Here is a 13,054-nt window from a genome sequence, read left to right on the forward strand (position 1 = left end):
GCTCACGAGGCCCACGGGCCCGTTGGGACAGTCCCCGTCAGCCACGATTTCCGGCCGGCGTCAAGAGAGGCGTGACGAGTCGCTTTGCTCTCCGTCGAAAACGGTGACGCAGTCTCCGGGAACCGACACCGAAACGGACTCGTCCCGGGACGGTGGCCGGGCAGGTTCTTCCACGACGACCTCGTCCCCGGTCCGGGTCTCGAGCGTAACGTCGTATCGCCGCCCGAGGTCGACGATTCGCTTCACCTCTCCCGTCACCGAAACGGACGCCCCGTTCGTCTCGGCGGGGGCAAACGAGAGGTCCTTCGGGCGGACGTGACACAGCACGGTTTCCCCCTCCGAACGGCGCAGGTTCGTTCCGTCGAGGGACAGTTCCGCGTCCCCGAAGGCCACCGTTAACGGGTCCTGGTTCACGACCGTCCCCGAGAGGGTGTTCGACCGGCCGAGAAACGAGGCCACGAACGGCGTCGGCGGGGAGTCGTAGAGCCGCCGCGGGTGGCCGCTCCCGGCGACTCGTCCGTCGTTCATCACGACCAATCGATCGGCCAGCGCCATCGCATCCTCCTGATCGTGGGTTACGAACAGCGTCGTCACCCCGGTCTCGCGCTGGATGCGAGCGATTTCGTCCCGTAGCCGTTCGCGGAGCGTCGGATCGAGTCCGGACAGCGGCTCGTCGAGTAACAACACGTCCGGCTGGGGAGCCAACGCCCGTGCGAGTTCGACGCGTCGCTGCTGACCGCCGCTTAGCTCCGTGGGATACGAATCGCATTGCTCTTCCAGGTCGACCAGATCGAGATAGTCCCTCGTGCGAGCGTCGCGTTCTTCGCGGTCCATTCCCCGTGCCGCCAATCCGTACGCGACGTTTTCGCTGACGGTCATGTGTGGATACAGCGTCGGTCGTTGAAAGACGACGCTGACGTGTCGCCGCTCGGGGGGTGTGTCGGTAACGTCGTCACCGCGCAGCAGTATCCGACCGGCAGTCGGTCGCACGTGGCCGGCGATCGCTTGCACGAGCGTGGTTTTGCCACAGCCACTGGGGCCGAGGAGCCCGACCAGTTCGCCCGGCTCCGCCCCGAACGACACGTCGCTTACGGCCAGTTCGTCGCCGTATCGGTGGGAAACCCCCTCGAGTTCGAGGGTCATCGATCGATCACCGTCGGGACGCGGGCGAGACGCTGGACGGCCGCCAGTACGACCAGCGTAATGCCGAGCAGCGTTAACGCGAGCGGCACGATGGCGTCGATCCCGCCGGCGATGAAGTCCACCCAGATGCGAGTCGGCATCGTTCGTGGGTTGTAAGCGACCATCATCGTCGCGCCGAACTCGCCGATCGCTCGCGCGAACGTCAGGACGATGCCCGCAAGAATCGCGCCGTGAGCGAGCGGAAGCGAGACGTTCCGGAAGGTCGCAAGGGGCCCATAGCCCAGCGAGCGCGACGCCTGTTCCAACCGCTCGTCGATCGCTCCGAACCCTGCTCTGGCAGTAATAATGACGAACGGTGCGGCGACGAACGTCTGTGCGAGCACGACGCCGAGCAGGCTGTCAGTAAGCGGGACGCCGACGGCGGCAGCAGCGGAACCGATGGGTGTGAAGCGTCCGACGGCGGTGATGATCATCGCTCCCCCGACGACGGGTGGCACGATGAGCGGAAGGACCACCAGGCCCTCGACGAGTCGCTTTCCGGGAAACGACCGCCGGGCGAGTACGTAGGCGAGGGGAACACCCAGCACGGTCGAAATCGCCGTCGCAATCGGCGCGGTAATCAGCGAGTTACGAATTGCGTGCTGTGTTTCGGGCGTCGAGAGTCCGGCGGTGATGTTTGCCGCCCCCGTTCGCGAGAGGAAGGCGACAAACGGGAGCGCAAAGTACGCGAGAATCAGCCCGCCGAGGAGAGCCGGGACCAGTAACTCCGCCGTCCGGTTGGGCCGGCTTATCGGAAGGGCGTCGGTACCACTCATAGCTCGATTCGTTCGGGAACGTTTCCAGCAGGACGCGGGAGTCGGTCTCCGACGGTCAACCCTGCCTCGACGAGCAACTCCGGATTGTCGATGAGAAACTGGATGAGTCGGTGCCCTGCATCCGGTTCGTCCGCCTCGTCGTTGACCGTCGCATTGTACAGCACCGGGCGGCCTTCTGCGGTGTACTCCTCTTCGTCCGTCGTGTACTCTGCAGTCGCGTACTGGGCTGCCATCCCGGGATCGGCGAAATTGTACTCCGGCGGGAACTCGTGGAAGGGGATATCGTGATCGACGGCCATGTTCCGGTAGATGATGGCCGCCGCGCGCGATCCGCTTTCGACGCCCGCCAGTAGTTGCGGTTCTTCGGGCTCTTTGTAGACCAACCGGAGCATCTCCTCTCGAAACCCCTCGAGGTCGTGTACCGCTTCGGCCAGTTCGAACGCCTGGACGGCACGATAGCCGAGCGGATCGAGATCCGGATCGCCGATCGCGATATCTCCCTCGTCAGTCTCCGGAGCGAGGTCGTACCACGCCTCGTTCGCATCCAGCCCCTGTCCGAACTCGGTGTCCGGGTTGTACCCGATCCCGACACTGTTTGCTGCAAATTCGACGTCCCAGTCGGTGAACTCGTCGTATAACCGATCACGGAGCAGCCTCGAGTCGGCGCTGACGATCACATCGGGGTGTTTCGTTCGGTCTTCGACCATCCGCATTACGGCGTTCGTCCCGTAATATTCGCCGTGGAGGCTGATGCCCGTTTCTGCTTCGAACGCCGGGCCGACGTGATCCTCGAAGGTGGTGACGAGGCTCCCTGCCGACAGGACGGTTAGCGCGTCAGCGTCACTCCCGAGACAGCCGGCTAGACTTCCCATGCTCGCGAGGCTGCCGACGGTCGCAAGGACGGCGCGACGACCCGGCTGTCCGTTTCCGGGCGCGTGGGGAGTGAGCATAGGGTAACTCCCGTCTCTCCACTAATATAACCATCTCCGGTTCCAGGCACCTAAGAAAGCAACTGAAAACCATTGACTATCTGTGAGCGGCCGGCGTATTTCTTCGCTACGCCGGGGGATCGTAACCGTCCCTCGTTACTTCACATGGTGCCTCTGCTGCTATGCGATGGTTCGGCCACCAGTGGTACGACGGGAGAGTTTCCAGGGTGCCGTCTGGGTACGTGTACGGGCCGACTCGTTTCTACCGATTCGTAACGGGACACGTCCGACGGGCGTTGCTCCAGTGCACCTATCGCGACTCATAGGATATACTAGTAGTTGAGGCTGTCATAGAATAGTTCGCATACCCACCCACCCACCGATTGCTCGCCGAACGGTCAATACAGGGCAAGCAGTGATCGAAGTAGATACGATCTATCCGAACTATGGCAAAAGTCGTCTGCTGAACGCTCATGGGTAGAGAATTGTTGGTCAGCCCATAGCTGTAGCTAAAAGTCGTAGCGGGCAAGGGTGGCGCGTCCGCGCCACCCGACGAAAGCATGATTCCACTCAAGACATTCGTCTCGGAGCGTCGCGCCGCGAACCTGCTCGAACAGGTCCGCTGCGACCGATTCCGATCCAAACACATCGAGCGGAATCATGCCTAACGGACACCGCTAACACGGTGTCCTTGCTCTCTTCGATTCCACACCGGCAGCTGGACAGTATCAACAATCTCCTACAGAAGAGCGTTTCTATAATTAGTGCTCTTCTACGAGTTCAATCACATATACTTCATCCTCATATCGAACATATACTCCTGTAGGCATTTCTTCGCTATCATCATTTCGTGGCAAGTTATCATATTCATTCCTTATGTTGTCGTATTCGTTAGAGTTCTTGATTCGGACTACATGTATGTCACGGATCCAATAATCATGCTCATGGCTTTCATCATAGTATTCTTCAATGAACTCTTCTCTCTTTTTAGCAGCGGTAGACATTCCATTTTTTACGGTATTTAGATCAAACATCTCAGTCTCCTTTATGGATAGTATTGTAGCGTCATCTGGAACAGGAATGACTGCTTGAATGATAAAGACTGCTGCCCGAAAGTCATCTTCTTTCTTGTTTATTTCTTCATTTTTGCTTTTATCATTATCTTTATTGGTTTTTGTCTTATTATTGCTGTTACTAAGGCATCCTGTTACTGGAACTAGTAGATTCGGCGTAGATGCCAATAGTAATTTCCGGCGTTCCATATGGCCAATCTAAACTCCTGAAGAATCAATCTTTGGGTAGCCCAGAGGGGGTCGTGCTAGTCGAGCGTGTCGTAGGTTCTGTCACCGAGGATCTACACCGGCTTGGCGACGGCGAGCGCGTCACGTGTGACGCGCATCGCCGTCTCTTCTGGCGCTTATTTGTTCTCGGTGAACTCGGCTGCAATCGGGATCTTTTGTTCGGTCGAGATGATCGTACAGCCGTAGCTCTGGTAGTACTCATCAACTATGGGACCGTAGCATTTTGATGCATCTTGGTCGGCAGGCATCGCTCTCACATCGGTCGAATCGATGCAGTAGGTCAAGTCGAGCAGGCCGCGCGCCGCGGCCTGCTCGACGGGTCTGCCGAAGAGGTCGTCAACAACGTGTTCGAGATCGGTGAGAAACCGATCGACCGCGTCTCTCGACGGCGGTCGATCGAAGCCACAACTGAGCCAGACAACCGTATTGTGAATCTTTCGCTCAATGGGCCGAATCCCGTAGATGTCCTTGTAGTAGCAGTGAAGAAAGCCACGTATCAGATCTGGTGGTTCGTGGTCTCGTGTTCGCCCGTCTCCGCCGGGGCGAACACGTCGAACTCTCTGAGAGACACGAAGGAGAGATGTTCAAATAACGTTAGTGTTTCTACCCATTGAAGAACGACTCTACCGAAGGATCATCTTGGAGGGTCGCTGAGCACATGCCACCTCAGCGTTCACCCTGCTCTTTGGTGTGATAATCTTTCTATGACCCCCTCTAGCCCATAGTATGTACCTACTGACCTATTTAAACCTAATTTTATAATAGACAAAAATATAAATGGCCGGATTGAGTAAATTTCCTTTGGATATGGTTAGTAGCGATAAACTGCAGAGAATGGGCCGTCGACGATTCACGAAAGTACTTGCCGGACTCGGTCTTTCAGGTGGAGTCGTCAGTACAATTTCACAAAATACCCTAGCTAAGCTCACTAATGATCCAACTAAGGAGGTGCCACGAGTAACCGGCTACGTTCGGGAAGATCACAACGAATTAGACCCTAATAAACCAGACCCGACTGATTCACCTCCAGAGCGGACGACAATTTATCATACGATATCACGAGACAAATGGGTTCGTATTGAAAGCGCCAACGATGCTCTTGATAAAGTAGCAGAGCGCCTCGAAAAAATAGGAGCCCATAATGTTGCAAGTCCAACAGTATCCTATAGAACAAACGGCCATCATCGTGAAAGAGTTATAAAAGTAACATATGACGAATGGATTGCAGAAAGAAGATCCGAGGAATTGCCTGATGAAGAAAATACTGTATTATCTGCATCGGAAGTATTTAATGAACTCCCTACTGCTGTTGACGGTACTGTTAGTTCTAGCGAATTGAATTTTGAGAGAGGCATCGAAAACATACCAGTGATTTATGAGTCAGAAAGAAGGAAACCAAACGCGTGTGATAGGTCGGGACATAGATGTGCTAAGCGGAGTTCTCGTGATCACTATAACGACATTTACCAAACCAATCCAGTCCCAGCAGGAACCTCTATTGCCAAAAAAGGAGACCCGCTTCATGCTAGTAATGCGTTCCGAATTTATGACCCTGGTTCATCCACAGATGATTGGGGATTCTTGACCTCTGCACATATTATGGCAACTGATGACCATGATGATTCTTCAGATATGGTAGGAGATCCAGTTTATCAACCGTCATATTCAAACTATGTTGGAGATGTCACAGATGCAGCATATTTCTCTATTGATGATGATTATGGATTCTATATAGACGTAGCTTCATTCTCAGTAGCACGGAGCGTAGGAACCGATTATCGCCTTGCGGATGGGGATGGAGGATACGACGAACCAGTCGTTGGTACAGTAGCCCTTGACCAATTAGAAGATATGGCCGAAGACGAAAAAGAAATCTGTCGACAAGGAACTCGCTCTGGAAGATGTTCAAGCACAATATATGACTTCAATACCCGAGTTGACGAAGAGCGGGCCTACTTTCAGACAGACGACCACATAACAGATAATGGTGATTCTGGTGGTCCATACTTTATTAATCATCCTGATAACGATGGACAAGTCCTTGCTGCTGGAATTCACTACGGACCTGAAGACAGCATTGATAGTATAGCGTATGCTGCTGCGGCTGCTGAGAAAGTGCTGAATGTCATGATCAGCTAATAACTCTGTCTAAAGATTTTCAAAATACTTATATATATCTATTACAATTGTGGTTATCCTCAAATCTAACACGTAGCCTGTACATATACAGGTTGCTTTCAATTGAACCGGAATCCGGGCTTGGAGTGTTACATCCGTGGCATTCGTGTCAGTTTTCCACAGAGCGGACATTCGAACGCGGCTTCCTCCGCGTACGGCGTTACCCCCTCCATATCGACGACTTCACCGCGAACGGAGAGGAGGTGCCCAAGTTGCCGTGTTCAGTACTTCCCGACGCGGGCGGTCTGGCGATCGGGGAGGTTGTAGATGCGGACGTTGACTCCGACGATCGACACCTCGTCAAGTCAATTCAACGCGGCCGCCGCAAACTGTCGCATTCGATCGGGCTTCCGGAGGAACTCATCGGCGACTGAGCCGTCCCATGCCTCGAGTTCATGCCAGTCGATCCGGAGTGATCGCTCGTCGGGATACTGTTCGTCACGCTCTTGTGTAGCACATTGTTGCTGAGAGCCTTCTTGCGATTCTCCCGTCTGACCGACAGTCCAAGACTCGACCCGTCTCCCCCTCTACGCGGTGATTGCTGTTCGCTCTCTGGGCGGAGTAACGTATCAACAATCTCCTACGGAAGAGCGATCAACAAAGTGCTACACAAGAGCGTAGGTCGATATTCAACAGAGCAGAATTTCCAGTAATAATTGGTTGTACTTACAAAAACGGGCGGTATAGTAAGCACTGGGTGGCGCGTCACGGCTACGCCGTTGACGCGCTGTTTGTCGATGAACCACGACAGGTCCGATCCCACTATAGCAAACGTTTCGGTATCGGGGCGAGCTACCGTCTCTCCGGGCGACTATCATCTCGAGGACGCAAGATCCCACGAGACATCTGTTGTTCGTCGTACACAGCCTGCTGATTCAGAACGTCTGAGGTCTGCACTGGGAGTATATGGCGACGCCTCGCCGAGGCGGACGTCGCCTCTGGTGGTGGCCGTTCGAAGAGTTGGTTGACATGGTGACTCGGCAGCGTGGACGGCCCTCGCGATGCGTCGGGCTGACCCCGCAAACCGGCCACCGAATGGTTGCTTTCCCCGGTGACCGAGGACGCCCCATCGACCAGTGGCAATACCGTCGCGTCGGCGGCTGATTGCCGACTGCGACAGCCTCTCGTCTCTTGTCGTCGGGTGGATCTACAGAGAGTAGAGTAGACTCTGATTTGTCGGTAAATCACGCTTCAGTGCCAGTTAGCTGAGGCTGATTTGTGAGGTACTGAGTTTTGACGGTCAAAGTCTACGCAGTCATGCGGTACACCAGAGCTAGTAAACCGTATCAGTCCACGACCGAACGAGGGATCGGAACGATCACCGGGGTGGGGTACTGAATCCGAATCCGAATCCGAGCAACGAGGGTTTTTACCTTCGCGTTCGAACCGTTCGGCATGAACTCGAGTTCTCGCCGGCTCCGTACCATGTACGTCGTCGGCATCGCGTTGAACGCCGTCGCGCTGGTCGCCGCAGCCTCGAGCGGCGCGACGCTGTATGCGGGTACCTTCGGTCTGATCCTGGTGTACCTGGGGATCCGGTACTGGATGGTCACGACCGACTGACCCGGCCTACTTCAGGCGTACAATCGTACAGCCGGGGGGCTATCGCCGTTCCGTCCGTGGACGTCCATATGGCTCTGGAGTCGGTCCCCGCACACGTGGAAACGGCGATCTACCTCTACTTTTTCGTCGTCGCCGGGGTCGGGTGTTTCGTTCATGGACGGCTCTGGTTCGGTGCTCGTGCTGGATCCGGGGACCGCGACGAAGGGGTTCCGAACCCTGATTCGGACCCGAACCCTGACCGGGACCCGGACCCGGACCTGGACCCGGACCTGGACCCGGACCTGGACCCGAACCCGAACCCGGATTCGAGTTGAACGGCGAGCACCCAGAGTCGAGCGTCGTCCCTCGAGAATCGTCGTCCGTCAGGCGTTCGGCGACGGCAATTCCTCCCACGACAGCACGTCGCCGCCGTGTTCCTCGGCGAACGCCGCCGCTTCTTCACTGTCGGAGAAGGGCAGGTAATCCTCGCCCATCGCGCCCTCGACGTCGCTGCCGACCACGTACTCGACGGCCGTGACCTCGGCGAACGCCTCGCTGGAGGCGTGACTCGAGATGTACGTCTCGCCTTCGTTCTCGCCATCGCCCCCATCGCCCCCGTCGTCGCGCTCGAGCAGGTCGTAGTCGACCGTCGAGTAGTCGGTGACGAACCCCTCGCGAAGCTCCCAGCCGCGCTCTCTGCGTCCCTCGTGGGAGGCGACCAGTTCCGCAACGCTATCGAACCAGGCGGGGCCGTCGCGGTCGTCGGGCTTCCCGTCGGCGTAAAACAGCTGTCCGGCGGGGCCGTAGTGGTCGGCGATCACCATGCCACAGACGTCGCAGGCCTGGCCCTCGGTCAGGTCGATCGGTTCGGCGGGTAGCTCCTCCTCGCCGTCGTCGTCCCCCAGGCAGCCGGCGAGGGCGGCCGCGACCGCGCCGCCGGCGAGGAACCGTCGGCGGGACCAGCCGTCGGCCGTCATAGCCGCCGCCTCCTGATCGCGAGTGCCGCGACGGCGACCGGCAGGGCGATCCAGGCGGCGAGCGCGCCCGCGAGTACGCCCGTCGAGAGCCCCGACTGTGCAAGAACGCTCGCGAAGCCGGCGTCGCCGCTTGCCCCCAGCGAGCCGAGCACGAGCGCCCGGAAGACGCCGGTCGGATTGGCGAGCAACAGCGCCGAGACCGCCGTTTCCGAGAGATCAAGCGCCGAGATCAGCCCCAGCCCGAGCAGGTCGTGGACGAGGACGAACCACGCCCAGACCAGAAGCGAGAGTCCGAGCGCGTGGGTCTTCTCACGGGCCAGTGTCGAGACGAGCACGCCGACCGCGAGGAATGCGAGCCCGAGTCCGACGCTCGCGAGCAGGAAGATCACGTACGCGTCCGCGCCGCCGAGCCCGTGCTCGCGGACGAGGAACCCGCCCGCGACGCCGAAGCCGATGATCGTCGCGCTCGCGAGGACCACGGCCCGCCCGAGTGCCGTTCCGACGACGAGCCAGGCGCGGTCGACCGGCAGGGCGAACAGCGTCTGGAGCCAGCCGCTCTCCTCGCGGCCCACGACGGCGTCGTAGCTGACCGCGAGCGCGACAAGCGGGACGAGATACACCGCGAGCACGGCCAGGCTGGCGACCGTCCGTTCGAACCCCTGCGGGCTGACGCTCGAGCCGCTGAACGTCGTCAGGCCGAGCGCGAAGGCCGCGAAGATCGCGGTCAGCGCGATCGCCCATCGGCCCCGGACCGCGAGCCGGTACTCCGTCTCGGCGACGACCAGCAGCTGTCGGTACCAGACGCCCGAGCCCGTTTCCCGGCCCGCCTCGCTCTCGAGGGCGGCAGCGGGAGCCGTGCCGTAGCCGCCGTCGGGCTGGACCTCGTGGTCGGAATCGGGGTTGGCGTCGGTCATCGCGCCGTCACCTCCGCAGTCGATCGGTCCCCGTCGTCCGCGATTGCTGCATCGCCCTCGCCCGCGATGGCGTCGTGGAACGCCGCCTCGAGACCCGGCTCCCGGACCTCGAACCGGTCGATCAGCTCTCCCTCGAGCGTCGAGAGGCGATCGAAGGCGGTCTCGCGGTCACAGACGACCTCGACGGTTTCCCCGGCGGTGCCGTTTGCAGCTACGGTGACTGTCGCTTCCTCCCACTCGCCGACCGCCTCGAGGAGCCGTTCCCGGGCGCCGGTGGCCGGGTGGATGGAAACGGTGACGCCGTCGCCCGCGTCGGCCCGCAACTCGTCGACCGGGCCGGCGGCCCGGAGTTGGCCGTCCTGAAGGATCGCGACCTCGTCACAGAGGCGTTCGACCTCCCCGAGCACGTGCGAGGAGAGGACGACGGTGGCGTCGGTCTCGCGGCCGATCCGCTCGATGATCTCGTGGAAGGTGGCGACGCCGCGGGGGTCGAGCCCGGCCGTCGGCTCGTCGAGCACGAGCACCGGCGGCTCGGGCAGCAGGGTCGCCGCGAGTCCGAGCCGGCGGCCCATCCCGTTGGAGTAGCCCTCGACCGCGCGGTCGGCGGCGTCGGCCAGCCCGACGGTCTCGAGGGCGTCGGCGATCCGGCGCTGCCGGTCGCCGAGCCCGCGGATGCGGGCGTGGACTTCGAGCACCTCGCGGCCGGTCATCGCGTCGGGGAAGCCGGCGTGTTCCGGCAGGAACGCCACCCGTTCGCGCACCCGGTGGCCCGCCTCCCGGACGTCGAGGTCGCCGACCTCGATCGTCCCGTCGTCGGGCTCGTCGTGGCCGACCAGGAGTTCGAACAGGGTGGTCTTCCCCGCGCCGTTCGTTCCGAGGACGCCGAACGTCGACCCGGACGGGATCGTAAACGAGGGTCCGTCGAGGGCGACGACGTCGCCGTACCGCTTCCGTAGGTCAGTGATCGTGATCTTCATAGTAGTCCCTCCAGTTGTCGTGGGCCGGTTCGGCGAGCGGTCGTTGATCCACGATGCCGGGCGACTCGAGCACCGGGAACGAGCTTTCGGCCATCCGTACCGCGTCGAAGGCCGGGCTCTCGGCGAAGGCGGCCGCCTGCGGGCGTTCGTGAACGAGCCGTTCGACGGTGCCGGCGGGGCGGTATCGGGTGTCGCCGAGGCCGTCGCCGTCGACGTCGACCGGGCGCGCGTCGGCCCAGTAGTTGCCCCGGTCGGTGTCGTTCCAGCTCGTCTGGGAGTTGGTCTCGGCGAAGGCCGCTTCGTCGTTGGCGACGAAGCTGTTGCCGGTCACCACCTCGCCGCTGCTGCCGGCGGTGATGTGGACGCCCACGTCGTTCTCGAGCACGAGGTTGTCGGCCAGGCGGTTGTCCTGGGCGTTGTAGACGTACAGCCCGTTGCCGTTGCCGACGAGTTCGTTGCCGACGACCGTGCTGTCCTCGACGTCCTTGAGCAGGATGCCGTGGCCGCTCGTGCCGTCGTTGTTCGCCGCGACGTTGTCCCGCATCGTCAGTTCGTACGACACCATCAGCGCGTAGCCGACGTCGTTGTCGAAGGCGACGTTGTCCTCGAGGACGTTGTCGTTCGAGTACATGTAGTGGACGCCGTAGCGCATGTCCCACATCGCGTTGCCTTCGGCGTGGACGCCCTCGGCCCACTGGTAGTAGATGCCGTCGCGGACGGTCGTGATCGAGTTGTTCCGCAGTTCGGCGTCGGTCGTCTCCCAGAGGTGGATGCCGTTGCCCCGTTGGGAGGTCTCGACGTCCTCGCGGCCGGCGATGAGCGTGTCCTCGACGGTCGCGCCGTCGACGTCGCCGATCCAGACGCCGAAGGCGACGTCGGTCAGCCGCAGCGCGGACAGCGTCGCGTCCGACCCGTTGACGAGGACGCCGCTGTCGTCGACGTTCTTGTCGTAGCCGGAGTTTCTGATCCAGACGTTCTCGAGGGTCACGTCGTCGGCTCGAATCTCGACGACCGTTCCCTCCTCGCCGCCGTCGATCACCGCGCCGTCGCGTTCGGCCGCCTCGAGCGTGACGCCGGGGGTATCGACGGTGACGCGTTCCTGGAACTGGCCCTCGAGGACGACCGTATCGCCCGCTCCGGCGGCGTCGACGGCCGCCTGTGCGGAGTCGAACTCCTGGCCGTCGACCGTCGCGACGCCGTCGCCGGCGGGTTCCTCGACGTCGCGGACGTCGGGCACGTCCGGCCGCCAGTCGTCGACGGTCTCGTCGTCGGCCCCGTCGTCGCTCGCGGCGACGATGCCGCCGGCTACCGCGACGACGAGCACGACCGCGGCGACGAGGACGAAGTAGCGTTCGTTCACGGCGGATCACCGTCCGGTTTCGGCAGGGAATCGCGCTCGTTCTCGGGGTCCTCGGTCGCGTGCGGCGGCGTGTTCGGTGGGGTTCGGTTCGGATCGGCGTCGACTCCGGATCCGCGGCGCGAGCCCCCGTCGGTCTCGAGGTGGGGGCGGTCGTCCGGATCGGGGTCGGTATCGGGATCGGGTCGGTTCCCGGAGCCCCCGCTACCGACGCCGGGAACCCGATCCCGGATCCGCCGCCAGCGACCGCGAAGCAGCGCGGGTACGTCCCCGACCGTCGCCCTCGAGTCCCGCAGTCGGAACGCGGCGGCCAGCAGGACGACCGCGGCGACCAGCAGGTATCCGCCCGGGCCGAACCAGGCGTTCCCGCTGATGTTGGCGACCTCGTAGCTTCCCAGAAGCGGCGGCGTGAAGCCGGAGACGCCGTTGAGCGGCGCGTCCGGATCGAGCGTGTGGCCGGCCTGGTAGAGCCGGTACTGGATGATCACTGCCATCGACGCGAAGACCACGACCGTCCCGGTGAACAGGGCGGCCAACCCCCGCTGGATCTTCTCTTCCGGGAGCACGGAGACGACCGCAGCCACCACTGCCGTCCCGACGAACGCGACCGGGCCGAGGACCCACTCGGGAACCGCGATCGCTTTCTCGTGGACGTCGTAGTTAGGGTCGACGTACACCGGGTCGGGGTAGTAGAACCCGACGTACTTGTTCAGCGAGTGGACCTCCACGTAGTCGCCGCCGATCCGCGGGTAGGCGTACAGTTCGACGACGAGCGTCTGTACGTACTGCGGTGCCTCGAACGTGATTCGCCACACCGGCATCGTCAGCGCGAGGACGAACAGCACCGCCGCTGTCAGCGTCAGGGCGCGCCGGAGTTCGGACAGCCGCCTGAGTGTGGGTCGGATCGTGGTCATGGGTGGG

At 61.1% G+C, this 13,054-nt stretch carries 12 protein-coding genes and 2 pseudogenes; 4 read left to right on the top strand and 10 right to left on the bottom strand.

The window, feature by feature from the left end; all coding sequences use genetic code 11:
• Positions 1-60 precede the first annotated feature (60 nt).
• The 5 genes and pseudogenes from BM113_RS00145 to BM113_RS00165 form a co-directional block, all read right to left on the bottom strand.
• Complete coding sequence (locus BM113_RS00145) at positions 61-1,143, bottom strand: ABC transporter ATP-binding protein (protein WP_089784306.1); 1,083 nt, start codon at positions 1,141-1,143, stop codon at positions 61-63.
• Positions 1,140-1,958 (bottom strand): ABC transporter permease, encoded by an 819-nt coding sequence (locus BM113_RS00150; protein ID WP_089784308.1) that lies wholly within the window; start codon positions 1,956-1,958, stop codon positions 1,140-1,142. The genes BM113_RS00145 and BM113_RS00150 overlap by 4 nt, the downstream gene beginning before the upstream one ends.
• Positions 1,955-2,908, bottom strand: coding sequence for an extracellular solute-binding protein (locus tag BM113_RS00155; protein WP_089784310.1), 954 nt, complete (start codon positions 2,906-2,908; stop codon positions 1,955-1,957). The genes BM113_RS00150 and BM113_RS00155 overlap by 4 nt, the downstream gene beginning before the upstream one ends.
• Before the next feature lie 740 nt (positions 2,909-3,648).
• Positions 3,649-4,149, bottom strand: a complete 501-nt coding sequence (locus BM113_RS22120) for a hypothetical protein (RefSeq protein WP_177209064.1) — start codon at positions 4,147-4,149, stop codon at positions 3,649-3,651.
• A 95-nt stretch (positions 4,150-4,244) separates the two neighbouring features.
• Positions 4,245-4,848: pseudogene (locus tag BM113_RS00165) on the bottom strand (IS5/IS1182 family transposase); the annotation flags it as partial.
• A 147-nt stretch (positions 4,849-4,995) separates the two neighbouring features.
• Between BM113_RS00165 and BM113_RS21695 the strand changes: the two are divergent.
• The 4 genes and pseudogenes from BM113_RS21695 (at position 4,996) to BM113_RS00180 (ending at position 8,243) form a co-directional block, all read left to right on the top strand.
• Positions 4,996-6,327 (top strand): chymotrypsin family serine protease, encoded by a 1,332-nt coding sequence (locus BM113_RS21695; RefSeq protein ID WP_143095786.1) that lies wholly within the window; start codon positions 4,996-4,998, stop codon positions 6,325-6,327.
• Positions 6,328-7,006: 679 nt separating this feature from the next.
• Positions 7,007-7,421, top strand: a pseudogene (locus tag BM113_RS22555) (ISH3 family transposase); the annotation flags it as partial.
• A gap of 340 nt (positions 7,422-7,761) precedes the next feature.
• Positions 7,762-7,929: a hypothetical protein gene (locus BM113_RS22125; RefSeq protein ID WP_177209065.1), complete on the top strand. Its 168-nt coding sequence runs from the start codon at positions 7,762-7,764 to the stop codon at positions 7,927-7,929.
• Between the two features lie 68 nt (positions 7,930-7,997).
• On the top strand, positions 7,998-8,243 hold the full coding sequence (locus tag BM113_RS00180) for a hypothetical protein (RefSeq protein WP_089784313.1): 246 nt from the start codon (positions 7,998-8,000) through the stop codon (positions 8,241-8,243).
• 48 nt (positions 8,244-8,291) lie between these two features.
• Here BM113_RS00180 and BM113_RS00185 read toward each other — a convergent pair whose 3' ends face one another.
• From BM113_RS00185 to BM113_RS00205, 5 genes are read right to left on the bottom strand one after another with little or no spacing between them, the layout of a single operon-like run.
• Positions 8,292-8,885 carry a nitrous oxide reductase accessory protein NosL gene (locus BM113_RS00185; protein ID WP_089784315.1) on the bottom strand — a complete coding sequence of 198 codons (594 nt, stop codon included), beginning with the start codon at positions 8,883-8,885 and terminating at the stop codon, positions 8,292-8,294.
• Positions 8,882-9,799, bottom strand: a complete 918-nt coding sequence (locus BM113_RS00190) for an ABC transporter permease (RefSeq protein ID WP_089784317.1) — start codon at positions 9,797-9,799, stop codon at positions 8,882-8,884. The genes BM113_RS00185 and BM113_RS00190 overlap by 4 nt, the downstream gene beginning before the upstream one ends.
• The gene (locus tag BM113_RS00195) at positions 9,796-10,776 is read right to left on the bottom strand and encodes an ABC transporter ATP-binding protein (RefSeq protein ID WP_089784318.1); all 981 of its coding nucleotides are present in this window, start codon (positions 10,774-10,776) and stop codon (positions 9,796-9,798) included. The genes BM113_RS00190 and BM113_RS00195 overlap by 4 nt, the downstream gene beginning before the upstream one ends.
• Positions 10,757-12,136, bottom strand: coding sequence for a nitrous oxide reductase family maturation protein NosD (gene nosD, locus BM113_RS00200; RefSeq protein WP_089784320.1), 1,380 nt, complete (start codon positions 12,134-12,136; stop codon positions 10,757-10,759). Before nosD ends, BM113_RS00195 begins: the two co-directional genes overlap by 20 nt.
• Entirely contained in the window at positions 12,133-13,047 is a 915-nt protein-coding gene (locus BM113_RS00205; RefSeq protein ID WP_089784322.1) for a hypothetical protein, read from the bottom strand. Before BM113_RS00205 ends, nosD begins: the two co-directional genes overlap by 4 nt.
• Between the last annotated feature and the right edge of the window lie 7 nt (positions 13,048-13,054).

The sequence above is a fragment of the Natronobacterium haloterrestre genome, from assembly GCF_900112205.1.
GTDB lineage: Archaea > Halobacteriota > Halobacteria > Halobacteriales > Natrialbaceae > Natronobacterium > Natronobacterium haloterrestre.